The sequence below is a fragment of the Azospirillum sp. VT-I1 genome (assembly GCF_055698305.1).
On sequence record NZ_CP168806.1, the window covers coordinates 103765 to 121639 of the forward strand.

The window sequence follows — 17875 nt, forward strand, 5'->3', positions numbered from 1 at the left end:
GCACCACAGCAAATCCGCCATTTTCGTCTCTGGCACGCCCTTTGCGACATCGCTCCCCAAGCGAAGTCATCCATCCCCTTGGGAGCCAGTCTCATGCGCGTGATCGTTCTGGGCAGCGGCGTCATCGGTGTCACCACGGCCTATTATCTGGCGCGCGCCGGGCATGAGGTGACCGTGATCGACCGTCAGGCCGGCCCGGCGCTGGAGACCAGCTACGCCAATGCGGGCGAGGTGTCGCCGGGCTATTCCGCTCCCTGGGCGGCGCCGGGGCTGATGCTGAAGGCCGCCAAGTGGATGATGATGAAACATTCGCCGCTGGTGATCCGGCCGAAGCTGGATCCGGCCATGTGGTCCTGGTGCCTGAAGCTGCTGGCCAACGCCAACGAGGCGAGCTATCAGCTGAACAAGAGCCGCATGGTCCGCGTCGCCGAATACAGCCGCGACTGCCTGAAGGCTCTGCGCGCCGAGACCGGCATCACCTATGACGAGCGCACCCAGGGCACGCTGCAGGTCTTCCGCACCCAGAAGCAGATGGACGCCGCCGGCTACGACATGGCGGTGCTGGAGCGCTACGGCGTTCCCTACAGCCTGTTCGACCGCGACGGCCTGACCTCGGTCGAGCCGGCCTTGGCCCATGTGAAGGACAAGCTGGTCGGCGCGCTGCACCTGCCGGGGGACGAGACCGGCGACTGCTTCCAGTTCACCAACAAGCTGGCCGCCTATGCCGCCAAGCGCGGGGTGGAGTTCCGCTATGGCGTCTCCATCCGCGGGCTGGAGAGCGACGGGCGCAAGATCACCGGCGTGCAGACCGACCAGGGCACGCTGACCGCCGACAGCTACATCGTCGCCATGGGCAGCTATTCGCCGAAGCTGGTGAAGCCGCTGGGCATCGACCTGCCGGTCTATCCGGTGAAGGGCTATTCGCTGACGCTGCCGATCACCGACGCCGCCCACGCGCCGGAATCCACGGTGATGGACGAGACGCACAAGATCGCCGTCACCCGCCTGGGCGACCGCATCCGCGTCGGCGGCACGGCGGAGCTGACCGGCTTCGACCTGACCCTGCGCGAGAGCCGCCGCGGGCCGCTGGACCATGTGGTCAGCGACCTGTTCCCGAAGGGCGGCGACCTGTCGAAGGCGGAGTTCTGGACCGGCCTGCGCCCCAACACCCCGGACGGCACGCCGATCCTGGGGCCGACCCATGTCCGCAACCTGTACCTCAACACCGGCCACGGCACGCTGGGCTGGACGATGTCGGCCGGCTCCGCCCGCGTGCTGGCCGACGTGGTCAGCGGCCGCCAGACCGAGATCGACATGGAGGGCCTGAGCGTCGAGCGCTACGGCCGCAAGCCGTCGGTGGCAGTGTCGCGCCCGGCCGCCGTCCGTCCGGCCTAATGGGATAGGGTGACCCGCGCCGCCCGGCGGACGCGGGTCATCGCCAGCTCCAGAAGGGCGGCGTCGGTGATCTCGGCCCCATCCAGCCGATGTCGCCCGCGCCGCCCTTCGCATTTCTCCACCCGGTGGCCGAGGCGCCTGAGATGCAGGATCGCCTCGTAGAGCCGGGTCGCCGGCTCCGCCGTCGGGCGGGCGGCTGACGGGCGGGCCGTCATGGGTGAACCACCAGGACGATCAGCCGCTTCGGACCGTGGACGCCGTAGGCCAGCGTCTGCTCGATGTCGGCGGTCTTGCTGGGGCCGGACACCAGCAGCACGTTGGTCGGCATCGCCTGTGCCCATCCCTGCTCGCGCATGGCCTGCAGGAAGGTGTCGTAGAGGGCGTCGGCGCGCAGCAGCGCGACGTGGATGTGCGGGACCAGCGAGAGGGTGCGCGGCTCCTCGGCCGTCGGCCACAGGATCAGGCTGCCGGTCTCGGCGATTGCGCCGCGGGTGGTGGTCAGGCCGGCCTCGATGGATTCGAACAGCTGGGGCTTGAGGTCTTCGAGGGGACGGTCGTAGGGGATGAGGGCCGGTCCCTCTCCCATCCCTTCAAATCCCCTCTCCCCCCGGGGAGAGGGTTAGGGTGAGGGGGATGCGCGGTGGGACCTTCGGGGGACTCATGCGGTGCTTCCCCCTCACCCCGACCCTCTCCCCGGGGGGAGAGGGGATGCAGCCTTCCACCCCTCGGCCAACCGCTTCCCCGTCTCAGTCGCCGGCGCGTAGAGCAGCGACCCCACCCCCTCCCGCGCCAGGAACTCCCGCAGCACCGCCGGCCAGTCGGCTTCGGTCGCGTCGAGGAACTCCGTATGCACGGCCTCCATCAGGCGGCGGATGCGGGGCAGGCGCTCCTCCGGCGGCCAGCGCTTCGCCTCGATGGGCGCGAAGTCCGAGGCGGGCGGGGTCAGTGGGTGGGCGTCGCGGGTGGCGTGCAGCTTCGTCAGGATCGAGTTGCGGGCGTCAGACATCGGGAACCCCCTTGGCGCGGGCGAGGTCGTGCAGGGTGCGGCCGGCGAAGCGCGGCTTGGTGCGGACGTTCGTCCACTCCTTCAACAGGGGCAGCGACGACGGCGCCGCATTGCCGAGTTTGCTCATCGCCGCCGTCGCGATGCGGTAGGCGGTGGGGGAGGCGTTCATCGCCGCCCAGCCGCTCCACACCATGGATTCCGCCCGGCTGGCCTTGGCGCCGCCGTCCTTCACCGCACCGCCGGGCTTCACCGCCTCAACCCGCAGCCGTCCCATGATCTCGACGATGGGGATCTTCACCGGGCAGATCTCGACGCAGGCGTTGCACATGGTGCAGGCGTGGGGCATGGCGCCGCGCTTGTCCAACCCCTCGATCTGCGGCACCAGGATCTTGCCGATGGGGCCGGGATAGGGCGCCTCATAGGCATGGCCGCCGACCTTGGTGTAGACCGGGCAATGGTTCATGCAGGCGCCGCAACGGATGCAGCGCAGGGTGTCGCGCAGCTCCGGGTCGGCGTAGATGCCGGACCGGCCATTGTCGAGGATGACCAGATGCACCTCGCGCGGGCCGTCCTTCTCGCCGTCCTTCCGGGGTCCGGAGATCATGTTGACGTAGGTGGTGATCGGCTGGCCGGTGGCGGAGCGCGGCAGCAGGCTGATGACCGGCGGCACGTCCTCCAGCTTTTCCACCACCTTCTCCAGCCCCATGAAGGCAATGTGGACCGGCGGCACCGTGGTGCACATGCGGCCGTTGCCCTCATTCTCGATCAGGCAGAGGGTGCCGGTCTCCGCCACTGCGGCGTTGACGCCGGACATGCCGACGTCGGCGGCCTGGAACTTGGCGCGCAGAACCCGGCGGGCGAGGTCGGTCAGATAAGCCGCATCCTCCCGGCTTTCGGCATCCTTGATCTTGCGCTTGAACAGATGGGCGATCTGTTTGGTGTTCAGGTGGATCGCCGGCATGATGATGTGCGACGGCATGGTGCCGTCCAGCTGCACGATGTATTCGCCGAGGTCGCTTTCCAGCACCTCTATGCCGTCCTTTTCCAGAACGGCGTTCAGGTGCATCTCCTCCGTCACCATCGACTTGCCCTTGACCACCAGCTTGGCGTTCGCCTTGTGCAGGATGTCGAGCGCGATGGCGTTGGCTTCGTCCGTGGTGGCGGCCCAATGGACGGTGATGCCGTTGCGGGTGCAGTTCTCCTCCAGCTTTTCCAGCAGTTCCGGCAGCTTCGACAGGGCGCGCAGCCGGACCGCGGCGGCGAGCGCCCGCACGCCATGCCATTCGCCCGTGTCGGCGAACTGGGCGGCACGCTTGGTCATCAGCCCGTCCATGGCGCGGCGGAAATTGCCGCGCAGCTGCGGGTCGGCCAGCGCCGCGCGGGAGGCGGCGGCGAAATCCGGTGCGTTACCGTCCATGGATGCGCTCCTTCAGGAACTGGGCGATGTGCTGGCCGCGCGCGGCCTTGGCTCCGGCCTCCAGCGCGCCGCCGATGTTCAGCAGGCAGCCGCAGTCGCCCGACACCACGCGGGCGGCACCGGTGCCCTCGATGTCCGCCACCTTGTCGCCGACCATCGCGGCGGAGATCTCCGGATGGCGCACGGCGAAGGTGCCGCCGAAGCCGCAGCATTCCTTCTCCCGCTTCAGCTCCACCAGCTCGACGTTGGCGAGCTGGCGCAGCAGCGCCTTCGGCTCCTCCACCACGCCCATCTCGCGCTGGGCATGGCAGGAGGCGTGCCAGGTGACGCGCAGCGGCTCGCCCTTGTCGGTCAGTTGGACGTCGAGGACATGGACCAGGAACTGGGTCAGCTCCCACACGCGGGCCGCGACCTGGACGGCCTTGGCCTCGTCCGGCTCGCCGCGGAACAGGTCGGGCCAGTGCTTCTTCATCATGCCGGCGCAGGACCCCGACGGCACGACGATTGGATCGTCGCCGGGGAACAGGTCCAGCTGCGCGCGGGCGACCTTCAGCGCGTCGGCGCGGTAGCCGGAGTTATAGGCGGGCTGGCCGCAGCAGCTTTGGCCCTGCGGGAAGACGACGGTCAGGCCCTGGGACTGCAGCAGCTCGATCCCCGCCATGCCGGCGTCGGGGAAGAACAGGTCGACGAGGCAGGTGCCGAAGTAATAGACGCGGGTGGGTTTGGGGGGCTGGTGGTCCATGGGCGTTTCCTCACCGTCTTGGTTATTGCCCCCACCCCGACCCTCCCCCGCTGGGCGGGGAGGGGGACAGGAGCTTTGTCGGCGTTCGGCGGCAGTCCCCTCCCCGCCCAGCGGGGGAGGGTTAGGGTGGGGGTAAGTGTTGCCGGGGGTTTCAGCCCCCCTAGAAAGCCACCTCCGCCACCCGCAGCTTCTCCTCCACCTTCGCCGTTGCGCAGGCGTCGACCAGATAGACGATCGACCGGTAGGGCACGCCCGCCTTGTCGGACAACCCGATCTCGCAGGTGCGGCTGGTGGAGTAGCCGGACGCGCAGCCTTCCGGCACAGCGGCCGGCAGGTGGCGCAGCGCGTGGGCGTTCAGTTCCGGCGTGGTGAAGCCCTTGTCGCCGGCGAAGCCGCAGCAGCCGACATCCGGGGGCACGACAACCGTCTCGGCACAGGTCTTCGCCACCGCGGTCAGCGCGCCGTCCAGGCCCATCCGGCGGGTGGAGCAGGTCAGGTGCAGCATCACCGGCTCCGCCGTCTTGGCGATCTCCAGGCGGGGCATGGCGAACTCGCTCAGGAACTCCGCCACGTCGAGAATCCGCAGGCCCGCGTCGGTCAAGCGCTTCTTCAGGCGCAGGGCGCAGGGGCTGGTGTCCATCACCACCGGATAGCGGCCGCCCCGGCTCGCCTTCGACAGCGCGGCCAGCATGGCGTCGGCCTTGGCGTCGGCGGCCTCGATCAGGCCCTTGCTCTCCAGCGGCATGCCGCAGCACTGGCCGTCCGCCGCCTCCGGATAGAGGATGCGGAAGCCGGCCTTGCGCATCACCGACTCGACGACCTCGGGCAGCGGGCGCTGCTGCGGGTCGCCGGCGGCGGGACCCATGGTCCGGCTGACGCAGCTGGGGGCGTAGACCACTGTCGGCACATCGTCGGCGCCGGGGGTGTCGGGGTGCGGCGTGAAGGTCGCGGCGGTGGGCAGGTTGCGGGGCAGGGCCGGCAGGGTGCCGCCGGTCAGCACCCGCGCCGCCGCCTGGGTAACGCCATGCCCGACCGTGCGGCGGGCGAGGTCGGCCAGCCGCAGCCCGGTGCGGGCGAGGCCCAGCGTGCCTTCCATATGGTCGGCGACCAGCGTCCCCGCCTTGCGGGCGATGGCTCCGCGGCGCTCGCCGCGCAGGGATTTCACCAGCAGACCCGTCTCGATCCCGACCGGGCAGGCGGTGGCGCACAGGCCGCAGGCGGCGCAGGTGTCGATGCCCTGGTAATCGTAGGCGGCGGCGATCTCGGCCAGACGGGGGGCGTCGTCGCCGGCGGCCACCAGCCGCGCCATCTCGCGCCGGCCGACGATGCGCTGGCGCGGCGACAGGGTGAGGCGGTGGGACGGGCAGGTCGGCTCGCAGAATCCGCATTCGATGCAGGTATCGACCAGCGGGTCGGCGGGGGGCAGCGGCTTCAGGTTCTTCAGGTGGGCCTCGGGATCCCCGTTCAGGATGACGCCGGGATTCAGCAGCCCGTCGGAGTCGAAGAGATCCTTGATCTCCTTCATCAGCCCATAGGCCTGCGGCCCCCATTCCATCTCGACGAAGGGGGCCATGTTGCGGCCGGTGCCGTGCTCCGCCTTCAGCGAGCCGTCATAGCGGGTGACCACCAGCACGGCGACATCGTCCATGAAGCGGCGGTAGCGGTCGATCTCCGCCTGGGTGTCGAAGGCCTGGGTGAAGACGAAGTGGAGGTTCCCTTCCAGCGCGTGGCCGAAGATGATCGCCTCGTGATAGCCGTGGCGGGCGAACAGCGCCTGCAACTCGCGCGTCGCCTCGGCCAGCCGGGGCAGGGGGAAGGCGACATCCTCGATGATGACGGTGGTGCCGGTCTGGCGGATGGCGCCGACCGCCGGGAACAGGCCCTTGCGGATCTTCCAGAAGCCCTCGCACGCCTTGGCGTCGGTGGTGAAGCGGGTGTCGCCGATGGTGACGCAGTCGGCCAGGACGGCGGCGATCGCCGCCACGTTGGCCTCCAGCGCCGCGGCGCTCTCCGCGCGGGTCTCCACCAGCACCGCCGCCACGTCGGGACCGAAGCCGCGGATCTGCGGCGGCATGCCCGGCTTGTCCTGGATGGAGCGGAGCGAGGCGCGGTCCATCAGCTCCGCCGCGTCCACCGGGGCCGCCTTCAGCAGCGAGACGGCGTGGCAGGCCTCGCCGATGTCGGGGAAGAACAGGAGCGCGCTGGCCTTGTGCGGATGCTCCGGCACGGTGCGCAGGGTGATCGCGGAGATGAAGCCCAGCGTCCCTTCCGACCCGATCATCAGGTGCTGGAGGATGTCGACCGGGTCCTCGTAATCGACCAGCGCGTTCAGGCTGTAGCCGGTGGTGTTCTTGATGCGGAACTTGTCGCGGATGCGGGTCGCCAGCGCCTCGTCCGCGCGGGTGCGGGCGCCAAGTTCCGCCAGCCGGTCGAGCAGTGCGCCGTGGCTGTCGCGGAAGCGGGCGCGGCTGGCCGCATCCGCGGTGTCCAGCACCGTGCCGTCGGCCAGCACCAGCCGCATCGATTCCAGCGTGCGGTAGCTGTTCTGCGCGGTGCCGCAGCACATGCCGCTGGCGTTGTTGGCGGCGATGCCGCCGATCTTGGCGGTGGCGATGGAGGCCGGGTCGGGACCGATCTTGCGCCCGAGCGGGGCGAGGCGCCGGTTCGCCTCCGCCCCGATCACGCCCGGCTGCAGGGTGACGGTGGCCGCGGCGGCGCCAATGCTGCAGCCGCGCCAGCCGTCGCCCAGCACCACCAGCACGCTGTCGCTGACCGCCTGCCCGGACAGGCTGGTGCCGGCGGCGCGGAAGGTCACCGGCACCTTGTGACCGCGGGTGGCGCGCAGCAGCCGCACCACCTCCTCCTCCGTCTCCACCAGCGCGACGATCTTGGGGATCAGCCGGTAGAAGCTGGCGTCGGTGCCATAGGCCAGCGTGCGCAGCGGATCGGTGATCAGCCGGGCCTGCGGGATGACGGACCGAAGCTCGGCCAGCACATGGTCGTAAGGAGAAGGCAGCATCGGCGGCGGCTCCTGCCGGTGGGAGGGAAGGCCGCGTTAGCGGCCGATGACCATTTCGGTGAAGGGCCACAGATAGGCCTGGGCCATCACCAGCAGGCCCACCAGCGTGGTCAGCGCCAGCGAATGCCAGATGACGTAGCGCAGGATCTTGCCCTCATGACCATGCCACTTGGTGGCGACTGCGGCGACGACGATGCTCTGGGCGTCGATCATCTTGCCCATCACGCCGCCCGAGCTGTTGGCGGCGGCCATCAGCGTCGGCGGCAGGCCGAGCTGCTCCGAAGACACCTTCTGCAGGCTGCCGAACAGAACGTTGGACGCTGTGTCCGACCCGGTCAGCGCCACGCCCAGCCAGCCCAGGAAGGTGCCGAAGAACGGATAGAGGAAGCCGGAGTTGGCGAAGGCGAGGCCCAGCGTGGTGTCCAGGCCCGAGAAGCGGGTGGTATAGCCCAGCGCCAGCATGGCCGAGATGGTCAGCAGCGAGTTGCGGATGGCGTACAGCGTGTGGCCGTAGGTCTTCAGCATCGCGGCCGGCGAGTAGCCCATCACGAAGCCGGAGATGATGGCGGCGATGAAGATGCCGGTGCCGGTGGCCGACAGCCAGTTCAGGGTGTAGACGGCGGCCTCCGGATGGGCCTTTGGCACCACCGGGGGAACGCGCAGGATCATGTTGTGCAGGCCCTCGATCGGGAACTTGAAGATCGAGATGCCGTCGAGGAAGGCCTTGACCTCCGGGATGCCCCACAGGAAGACGACGACGCTGAGGATCGCCCAGGGCGTCCAGGCGCGGCGGACCTCGGCGGCGCTGTAGCCGTGGCTGCGGCGCGCCTCGCCGTGGACCACCGCGGCGCCGACGGCATGCGTCAGGGCGGATGCGCCGCCGGCGGTGTGCCAGATGGCCTTCGGGTGCCAGACCTTCAGGAACAGCGTGACGCAGACCAGCGAGACGATGGCGGCGGCGACGTCAACCAGCCAGGGGCCGTGATAGTTCGACACCAGGAACTGCGGAACGGCGAAGGACACACCGGCGACCAGGATGGCCGGCCAAATCTGGATCATGCCGCGCCAGCCGGCGAAGGCGACGATCAGCCAGAAGGGCACCAGCACCGAGAAGAAGGGAAGCTGCCGGCCGATCATCGCCGACAGGTCGAGCAGCGGCAGGCCGGTGACGGCGGCCAGCGCGATCACCGGCGTGCCGAGCGCGCCGTAGGCGACCGGGGCGGTGTTGGCGATCAGCGACAGGCCCGAGGCTGCCAGCGGGGTGAAACCCAGGCCGATCAGCATGGCGCCGGTCACGGCGACCGGCGTGCCGAATCCCGCCGCGCCTTCGAAGAAGGCGCCGAAGCAGAAGGCGATCAGCAGAAGCTGGAGCCGGCGGTCGTTTGTGATGCCGGTGATGCTTTCCTGCAGGATCTTGAACTGGCCGCGCTGCTCGGTCAGGTGGTAGAGGAAGATGATGTTGACGACGATCCAGCCGATCGGCAGCAGGCCGTAAGCCGCACCCAGCAACGCGGTCTTTCCCGCCATCGCCATCGGCATGCCGAACACGGCGACGGCCACCAGCAGCGCCGCCGCCAGACCCAGCAGGGCGGCGCGGTGCGCCTTCATGTGGAAGATGCCGAGACCGCCCAGCATCACCAGGACCGGCAGCGACGCGAAGAACGTCGACAGCCACATGTTGTTCATCGGGTCGTAGACTTGCGACCAGCTCATCGTCAGGGGCCTCCTTCTCGGGGAGTGATGTCGGTCCGAACGGTGTTCCGGGAGAAGGAAAGCCGCCTTTGCATGCATCCGGGCTGCCCGCGCCCGGATGGCGGCGCAGGAGGAGGGCCGGAAATTCGGCAAAGCTAAGACGTTCACCGCCGTCGGGGTCTTGCGGCCCCGTGCCTGCGGTGCGGATGCGCCCCTGCGGGTGCTGGTCCGTCCTGTCCCGGTACGTCTGGATGCACTTTCCGCCCCGGCGGCTTTGGGGAAGATCCCTTGCCATAGAGGAAGCGGCGGACATCTCTTATCCATACGGTTGGCGTTGGATAAAATATTTTACCAGACTGTGCAACGGCTGAATCGTTTGCCAATCGACCAACTTTGGTAGGGGGTGCGACGCTGTCGGTCTGCCACTGCTCTGGACGCCTGTTCCGTCCACCGGTATTGAAGAGGATCGAGACGCGCAGGGAGAGGCCGCCCACCCAATGCAGGGGACGATCAAACCGGCCAAGCTGGCCGACGCCATTGCCGAGCATCTGGAACGGCTGATCCTGGAGGGCGCGCTGCGTCCGGGGGAGAAGCTGCTGGCCGAACGCGAACTGGCGGTGAAGCTGGACGTGTCGCGCCCGTCGCTGCGCGATGCCATCGCCAAGCTGGAGGAGCGTGGACTGCTGATCACCGGGCGCAACGGCACCCATGTCGCGACATTCCTGTCGCAGATCGCCGATCCGCTGATGACGCTGATGCGCAACAAGCCGGACGCGTCCTTCGACTATCTGGAGTTCCGCCGCTCCATCGAGGCGGCGGCGGCGGGGTTGGCGGCGCAGCGGGCGACCGACCTCGACCGCGACGGCATCCGCGCCATCATCGCCCGCATGCAGGCCGCCCACGGCAAGGACGACAGCTCGGAAGAGGCGGATTCCGACGCCGACCTGCATCTGGCCATCTACGAGGCGGCCCACAACGTCGTCATGCTGCACATCATGCGGACCCTGTCCGACCTGCTGCGCAACGACGTCTTCTACAACCGCGCCGATCTCTATTCCCGGCCGGGCGTGCGCGAGCTTCTGCTGCAGCAGCATCTGGCCATCGCCAATGCGGTGCTCGCCGGCGACGCGGCTGCTGCGAGTGCCGCGGCCGACGCCCATGTGGAGTTCACGCTGCAGACCCTGCGCGAGATTCGCGAGCACAACGCCCGCGTCCAGGTCTCGCTGCGGCGGATCGGGCGGACCGACCTGATCGACAGCGGGGCGTAGAGGGGGCCGGGGCACCGCAGGCGGGCGGTCTCCGCCGAAGGTCATATGCCGAGGGGCTCGCCCCGACTGGCGGCAGCGCTTTCGCCGGGTTACACTGTGGACGAATTACCGCCCGCCACCGACTGCCCCACCGACTGCCCCACCGACTGCCCCACCGACTGCCCGAGTGCCGCCCCCGTGTCCTCCGCCAAGAAGCGCCGCATCCTTCTGATCGAGGATACGGTCCCGCTCGCCAAGCTGTACATCGAGTTCCTGCGCGCGGACGCCCATGAGGTCGTGCACTGCACCCGTGGGCGCGAGGCGCTGGACGCTGCGGCGGCATCCCCGCCCGACGCGGTGATCCTGGACCTGAAGCTGCCGGACATGGACGGGCTGGAGGTTCTGCAGGCGCTGCAGGCCCGCGACGCGAGCGTGTCGGTGGTGATCGTCACCGCCCACGGCTCCATCGATCTGGCGGTGGAGGCGATGAAGCTGGGCGCCTTCGACTTCATCGTGAAGCCCTTCAACGCCGACCGGCTGAACCTGACCCTGCGCAACGCGCTGGAGCGGCGGACGCTGGCGCGGATGGTGGAGGGATACCGCAAGGATCTGGACCGCGGGCGCTTCCACGGCTTCATCGGCAGCTCGCCGGAGATGCAGGCGGTCTACCGCACCATCGAAAGCGTGGCGGCCAGCCGCGCCAACGTCTTCATCACGGGGGAGAGCGGGACCGGCAAGGAGGTGGCGGCCCAGGCCATCCACCGCGCCAGCCCGCGCCGCGACCGCGCCTTCATCGCGCTGAACTGTGCCGCCATTCCGAAGGAGCTGCTGGAGTCGGAGATCTTCGGCCATGTGAAGGGCGCCTTCACCGGGGCGGCGGGCGACCGGCCGGGGGCAGCGCTGCTGGCCGACGGCGGGACGCTGTTCCTGGACGAGATCTGCGAGATGCCGGTGGAACTGCAGAGCAAGCTGCTGCGCTTCGTCCAGACCGGCACCGTCAGCCCGGTGGGCAGCGGGCGGGAGGAACGGGTGGACGTGCGGTTCGTCGCCGCCACCAACCGCGATCCGCTGGCCGAGGTGCAGGCCGGTCGCTTCCGCGAGGACCTCTATTACCGGCTGCACGTCATCCCGCTCGCCCTGCCGCCGCTGCGCGACCGCGGCGACGACGTGATCGACATCGCCCGCTCCTTCCTGGTCGATTACGCGCGGGAGGAGGGGAAGTCCCTGGCGGCCTTCGCGCCGGAGGTGGAGGCGCGGCTGCGCGCCCATGACTGGCCGGGCAACGTGCGGCAGCTGCAGAACGTGCTGCGCAACGTCGTCGTGCTGAACGACGGGCCGCAGGTTACGCTGGACATGCTGCCGCCCCTGACCGGAGGAGCCGCCGGGATCGGCGCGGACGCCGGCGCCGGTGGCGGAAACCCGGCAGGCGGCGAACCGGCAGAGGACGGCGCCGTCCTTCCGCTGTGGCAGGTGGAGAAGGAGATGATCCTGAAGGCCCTGCGGCTGAGCGGCGACGACGTGCCGCGCGCCGCCCTGATGCTGGAGATCAGCCCGTCCACCATCTACCGCAAGCTGCAGCAGTGGCGGGCAGCCGAGGGGACCGCCCACCAGGGAACGGCCCACCAGGGGACGGCGGCGTGAGCGGGGAGGCGACCGGCGCGGTCCCGGCGGCGCTGCCCCCCGACGAGGAGCGGCGGCTGGCGGTACTGGAGTCCTATTGCATCCTCGACACCCCGCCCGAGTCCGGCTTCGACAACATCACCCGGCTCGCCCGGCATTTCTTCGGCACGCGCATAGCCCTGGTCTCTCTGATCGACCGGAACCGCCAGTGGTTCAAGAGCCGCATCGGGCTGGACGCGGAGGAAACGCACCGCGACTTCGCCTTCTGCGCCCACGCCATCCTCGACGACGGCGTCCTGGTGGTGCCGGACGCGACGAAGGACCCGCGCTTCGCCGGCAATCCGCTGGTCACCGGCGATCCCAACATCCGCTTCTACGCCGGCGCGCCGCTGGTGGCGGACGGCTACAAGCTGGGCACGCTGTGCGTGATCGACGACAGCCCCCGCGGCGGCTTCGAGCCGCGGGAGGCGGAAACCCTGACCCAGCTCGCCCGGCTGGTGGTGGACGAGCTGGAGCTTCGCCGCGAGGTGACCCGGCGCCAGCAGGCGGAAGCGGAGCTGCGCGACCGCTCCCGGCTGCTGAACCTGGCCGAGGAGATCGGCCAGTTCGGGCACTGGTACATCGACTTCGTCACCGACACCCGCCGCTGGTCGGACGAGGTCTACCGCATCATGGGGCTGAGCCCGCAGGACGGTCCGCCGACGGTGGACATGTCGCGCGGCGCCTACCATCCCGACGACCTGCCGACGCTGGCGGCGTTGGTGCAGCGGGCGCGGACGACCGGCGAGGGATTCTCCGTCGAGGCGCGGGTCATCCGGCCGGACGGCACGCTGCGGCACGTCTTCATCCGCGGCATGGCCGAATGGGGAGACGCCGGCCGGCCGATCGGGCTGCTTGGCGTCGTCCAGGACATCACCGACGCCAAGCGGGAAGAGGCAGAGCTGCGGTCGAACCGCGAACTGCTGGACCTCACCGTCCAGGCGACGCGGGACGGCATTTGGGACTGGTCGCTGGACACCGGCGTCATCTGGTTCTCCCCCACCTGGAAGGAACAGCTCGGCTACCGCGACGACGAGCTGGAGAACAGCCTGGAGATGTGGGCGGGCCTGATCTTCGAAGAGGACCGGATCGCCGCGCTGGAAATGGTGCGCGCCTACAATGCCGGGCTGATCCCGAAATTCGAGGCGGTACAGCGATTCCGCCACAAGCAGGGGCACACCGTCTACATCCTGAGCCGCGCCATCCATATCCGCGACGCCGAAGGGCGGGTGGTGCGCATGGTCGGCGCCCACACCGACCTCACGCGCGACAGGATGAGGGAGGAGGAGCTTCGGCTGGCCAAGCAGACCCTGGACGACGCCATCGAGGCGGTGCCGGAGGGGCTGGCCTATTTCGACGCCGACGACCGGCTGATCCTGTGCAACCAGCGTTACCGCAGGGCGCATCCGCTGACCGCACCGCTGCTGACGCCCGGCCGGCCCTTCGAGGAGATCCTGCGCGCCGCCGTCGCCAACGGCGAATTCGGGGCCAACCCGGAGGGTGCGACCGACGAGGCGTGGATCCAGGCGGAACTGGCCCAGCACCGCAATCCCGGCCCGCCCTTCGAGCGGGAGCTTCCCGACGGACGCTGGATCCTGGTGGCTGAGAACCGCACCAGCAGCGGGGCGCTGGTCTGCACCCGCACCGACATCACCGAACGCAAGCGCTTCGAGGCGGAGCTGCAGCGTCAGGCCGCCGACATGTGCGCGCTCGCCGAAGGGCTGGACGCCGCCCGCGAGGAGGCCGACGCCCTGCGCGCCCGGGCGGAGGCGGCGACCCAGGCGAAGTCGGAGTTCCTGGCGGCGATGAGCCACGAGATCCGCACGCCGATGAACGGCATCATGGGGATGACCGAACTGCTGTTCGACACCTCCCTGACGGCGGAGCAGCACCAGTTCGCCCAGGCGATCCGCAGCTCCTCCAACGCGCTGCTGACCATCATCAACGACATCCTCGACATCTCGAAGCTGGAGGCCGGCCGCGTCACCATCGAGACGCTGCCCTTCGACCCCGCCGATCTGGTGGAGGGGGTGGTGGAACTGCTGACCCCCCGCGCCTACGAGAAGGGGATCGAGATCGGCTTCTACATCGACCCGTTCCTGCGCCGCACTCTGCTGGGCGACCCCACGCGCATCCGGCAGATCCTGGTCAATCTGGTGGGCAATGCGGTGAAGTTCACCGACCAGGGCTCCGTTGCGGTGGAGCTGGAGGCGCTGGACGCCACCGAGGCGCATCTGGTCCTGCGCATGACGGTCACCGACACCGGCATCGGCATCCCGGTCGACGCGCTGCCCACCCTGTTCAACAAGTTCCAGCAGGTGGACGGATCAATCACCCGGAAGTTCGGCGGAACCGGGCTGGGGCTGGCGATCTGCCGCCAGCTGTCGGAACTGATGGGCGGCAGCATCGGAGTGGAAAGCAGCCTGGGCAACGGCAGCCGCTTCCTGGTCGATCTGCCGCTGGCCCTGCTGGACGAGGCGCTGCCTCCGGCCGAACAGCCGCTGGCCGGGCGCCGCGCCCTGGTGGTGGACGATCTGGCGGTCAACCGCCGGGTGCTGGCGGCGATGCTCGACAGCCTGGGGGCCCGGCCGACGGTGGTGGACAACGGCCCCGACGCGCTGGAGGCGCTGACCCGCGCGGCGGTCGGCGGCCGGCCCTTCGACGTGGTGCTGGTGGACCAGACCATGCCGGGCATGGGGGGCGACGCCCTGCTGGCCGTCATTGCCGGCAACCCGATGCTGGCCGGCACCAGCCGCGTGCTGATCGCCGCATTGGGACCGGCGGCGCGGGCCGACGGCGGTCCCGCCCACGGGCTGGCCCACGCCACCCTCAGCCGTCCGCTGCGGCAGAGCGCGCTGGCCGGCTGCCTGACCGGGCTGTTCCAGGCCGCCGCCCCGCCTTCCGCTGAAACCGTGAGCGCGGAACGGCAGACCACCGAGAGCCGGCCGGCCGACGGCCGCGCGGAGGAGCCGGCGCGCAGCGGCCGCATCCTGCTGGCGGAGGACAACCGCACCAACCAGCTGTTCGCCACCACGCTGCTGCGCAAGCTGGGCTACACGGTCGAGGTGGCGGAGGATGGGGAGCAGGCGGTGGCCGCGGCCTGCCGCGGCGGCATCGATCTGGTGCTGATGGACGTTCAGATGCCGGGAATGGATGGGCTGGAGGCCGCGCAGGCGATCCGCGCGCGCGGCGGGCGGTTCGCCCACCTGCCGATCATAGCACTCACCGCCGACGCCATGCCGGGCACGCGCGAACTCTGTCTGCGCGCGGGCATGAGCGACTATCTGACCAAGCCGATCAGCCGCGCCGGGCTGCTGGCCGCGCTGGACCGCTGGATGGCGGAGGCCGGCGGTCCGCCCGCGGCGGAAGCCGGCGGCGACAGCGGCGTTGCGGGAGAGGCCGGCGGCAATGAAGACGGCGAGGTTCTGGACGAGGCGGTGCTGGACGATCTGATCGAGACGGTGGGGGCCGACAACCTCGCGCTGATCGTGGACAGCTTCCTCGACGACGTATCCCGCCGGCTGGAGCGGCTGTCGGAGATGGCGCGGTCGGCCGGCGGCACCCTGGACATGCGGGCGCTGGCGGGGGAGGCGCACGACCTGTCCAGCCTTGCCGGCAGTTTCGGCGGCATGGCGGTCATGCATCTCGCCTGGCGGATGGAGGTGGTCTGCCGCAACGGCGACACCGCTCAGGCCGCCGGGCTTCTGCCGGTGCTGCTGCGCGAGGCCGCCTGCCTGGAGCGCAGCTTGCGCGAGCGCACCGGCGTGGAGCGGCCGGCGGCCTGACCTTCCGCCGGCCTGACCCTCCGCCGGACTGTCGTCAGCCGGTGCCGGGCTGGGTCGAGCCGTCGGTGTCCTCGGCCCGTTCCCGCAGTTCCTTCGACGACATGCCGGCCGGGGTGGCGTCCTGCAGGGTGCCGTCGCCGGGCGTCTTTGTCATGTCCTCGCGTGGGGAGCGTTCGCCCGCCGGGGTCTGGTCGTGGGTGTCGGAACCGGATTTGCCCGAAGCGGGTTTGTCCGATAGGGGCTTGTCGGCGTGGGGCATTCCTTCGGAGGGGATGCGCGTTTGAGGCGTGTCGGTCATGATGTCCTCTGCTATCTTCCGGAGGAGTCAACGACTGTGGACGGGTGCGGGTTCCGATCCTGACCGATCCTTCGGAGACCGGGAGAAGACGGCGCGGCGCCGTGAGGTGCCAAAGCGCGCGAAGAACGGGCCAACCACCAAGGTCCGGCGGCGGAGACCGACAGGCGCCGTCCGGCCAGCAAGGAGTGTGATAAGGTCATGGAATCGAGCAAGCACACACCGCACGGCGATGTGACCCAGGTCGGCACCGTCACGCTGACCGACGACGCCACCGGCAAGACGCTGAAGCTGCCGCTGCTGGGCGGGTCCACCGGTCCCAACGTGATCGACATCCGCAAGCTCTACGCCGAGACCGGATACTTTACCTACGATCCCGGATTCACCTCCACCGCCGCCTGCGATTCGGCCATCACCTACATCGACGGTGACGAGGGCGTCCTGCTGCACCGCGGCTATGCCATCGCCGATCTGGCCGAGAACTGCGACTTCCTAGAGGTCTGCCACCTGCTGCTGAACGGCGAACTGCCCAACCCGCAGCAGAAGGCCGATTTCGAGCGCACCATCACCTACCACACGATGGTGCACGAGCAGCTGACCAAGTTCTACAGCGGCTTCCGCCGCGACGCCCACCCGATGGCGATCATGTGCGGCGTCGTCGGCGCCCTGTCGGCCTTCTATCACGATTCCACCGACATCTTCGATCCGGTGCAGCGCAAGATCGCCGCGCACCGCCTGATCGCCAAGATGCCGACCATGGCCGCCATGGCCCACAAATACACGGTCGGCGAACCGTTCATGTATCCGCGCAACGACCTGTCCTACGCGGAAAACTTCCTCTACATGACCTTCGGCACGCCGTGCGAGGAATGGACGGTCGATCCGGTCCTATCCAGGGCGATGGACAAGATCTTCATCCTGCATGCCGACCACGAGCAGAACGCCTCGACCTCCACCGTCCGCCTCGCCGGCTCGTCCCACGCCAACCCGTTCGCCTGCATCGCGTCGGGCATCGCGGCGCTGTGGGGTCCGGCCCATGGCGGCGCCAACGAGGCCGTGCTGAAGATGCTGGAGGAGATCGGCTCGGTCGACCGCATCCCCGAATTCGTCCGCCGCGCCAAGGACAAGAACGACAGCTTCCGCCTGATGGGCTTCGGCCACCGCGTCTACAAGAACTACGACCCGCGCGCCAAGATCATGCGCGAGACCTGCTATCAGGTTCTCGACCGCCTGGGCATCCATGACGAGCCGCATCTGGCCATCGCCATGGAGCTGGAGAGGATCGCCCTGTCGGACGAATACTTCATCGAGAAGAAGCTGTACCCGAACGTCGATTTCTATTCGGGCATCATCCTGAAGGCGATGGGCTTCCCGACCAGCATGTTCACCGTGCTGTTCGCGCTGGCCCGCACCGTCGGCTGGATCAGCCAGTGGAAGGAGATGATCGAGGATCCGGCCCAGAAGATCGGCCGCCCCCGCCAGCTCTTCACCGGCCACGCCGCCCGCCCCTTCGTGCCGCTGGACAAGCGTTGAGTTCAGTAGCCTATCCCCGCCTTGGATCCCCTCTCCCCCCGGGGAGAGGGTTAGGGTGAGGGGGATACACCTCAGATTCTATGCA

General features: G+C 69.3%; 11 protein-coding genes and 1 pseudogene. 5 read left to right on the forward strand and 7 right to left on the reverse strand.

The genetic code is table 11. The features are described from left to right. Positions 1-93 precede the first annotated feature (93 nt). Positions 94-1395: a D-amino acid dehydrogenase gene (locus tag AB8P05_RS29040; RefSeq protein WP_472761890.1), complete on the forward strand. Its 1302-nt coding sequence runs from the start codon at positions 94-96 to the stop codon at positions 1393-1395. Here the strand turns inward: AB8P05_RS29040 and AB8P05_RS29045 are convergent. From AB8P05_RS29045 to AB8P05_RS29070, 6 genes and pseudogenes are all read right to left on the reverse strand, one after another. Further along, positions 1392-1610, reverse strand: a complete 219-nt coding sequence (locus tag AB8P05_RS29045; RefSeq protein ID WP_472761891.1) for a hypothetical protein — start codon at positions 1608-1610, stop codon at positions 1392-1394. The two genes, AB8P05_RS29040 and AB8P05_RS29045, sit on opposite strands and share 4 nt — an antisense overlap. Beyond that, positions 1607-2401 (reverse strand): annotated as a pseudogene (locus tag AB8P05_RS29050) (LutC/YkgG family protein). The gene AB8P05_RS29045 and the pseudogene AB8P05_RS29050 overlap by 4 nt, the downstream one beginning before the upstream one ends. Continuing rightward, complete coding sequence (locus tag AB8P05_RS29055) at positions 2394-3818, reverse strand: LutB/LldF family L-lactate oxidation iron-sulfur protein (protein WP_472761892.1); 1425 nt, start codon at positions 3816-3818, stop codon at positions 2394-2396. Before AB8P05_RS29055 ends, AB8P05_RS29050 begins: the two are co-directional and overlap by 8 nt. Continuing rightward, positions 3808-4560 (reverse strand): (Fe-S)-binding protein, encoded by a 753-nt coding sequence (locus tag AB8P05_RS29060; RefSeq protein ID WP_472761893.1) that lies wholly within the window; start codon positions 4558-4560, stop codon positions 3808-3810. The genes AB8P05_RS29055 and AB8P05_RS29060 overlap by 11 nt, the downstream gene beginning before the upstream one ends. A 160-nt stretch (positions 4561-4720) precedes the next feature. Then, entirely contained in the window at positions 4721-7579 is a 2859-nt protein-coding gene (locus AB8P05_RS29065; protein ID WP_472761894.1) for an FAD-binding and (Fe-S)-binding domain-containing protein, read from the reverse strand. 36 nt (positions 7580-7615) lie between these two features. Next, complete coding sequence (locus AB8P05_RS29070) at positions 7616-9292, reverse strand: L-lactate permease (RefSeq protein ID WP_472761895.1); 1677 nt, start codon at positions 9290-9292, stop codon at positions 7616-7618. A 476-nt stretch (positions 9293-9768) separates the two neighbouring features. Between AB8P05_RS29070 and AB8P05_RS29075 the strand changes: the two genes are divergently transcribed. From AB8P05_RS29075 to AB8P05_RS29085, 3 genes are all read left to right on the forward strand, one after another. Further along, positions 9769-10539 (forward strand): FCD domain-containing protein, encoded by a 771-nt coding sequence (locus AB8P05_RS29075; protein ID WP_472761896.1) that lies wholly within the window; start codon positions 9769-9771, stop codon positions 10537-10539. A 177-nt stretch (positions 10540-10716) separates the two neighbouring features. Continuing rightward, the gene (locus tag AB8P05_RS29080; RefSeq protein WP_472762014.1) at positions 10717-12159 is read left to right on the forward strand and encodes a sigma-54-dependent transcriptional regulator; all 1443 of its coding nucleotides are present in this window, start codon (positions 10717-10719) and stop codon (positions 12157-12159) included. Beyond that, a complete protein-coding gene (locus tag AB8P05_RS29085; protein WP_472761897.1) occupies positions 12156-15962 on the forward strand; it encodes a response regulator in 3807 nt (1268 codons plus the stop codon). The genes AB8P05_RS29080 and AB8P05_RS29085 overlap by 4 nt, the downstream gene beginning before the upstream one ends. A gap of 34 nt (positions 15963-15996) precedes the next feature. On the opposite strand, the gene AB8P05_RS29090 is transcribed toward AB8P05_RS29085, so the two are convergent. Continuing rightward, on the reverse strand, positions 15997-16260 hold the full coding sequence (locus AB8P05_RS29090) for a hypothetical protein (RefSeq protein WP_455175976.1): 264 nt from the start codon (positions 16258-16260) through the stop codon (positions 15997-15999). Between the two features lie 198 nt (positions 16261-16458). Here AB8P05_RS29090 and gltA point away from each other — a divergent pair, with 198 nt between their 5' ends. Further along, on the forward strand, positions 16459-17790 hold the full coding sequence (gene gltA, locus AB8P05_RS29095; RefSeq protein WP_455175977.1) for a citrate synthase: 1332 nt from the start codon (positions 16459-16461) through the stop codon (positions 17788-17790). Positions 17791-17875: the final 85 nt, after the last annotated feature.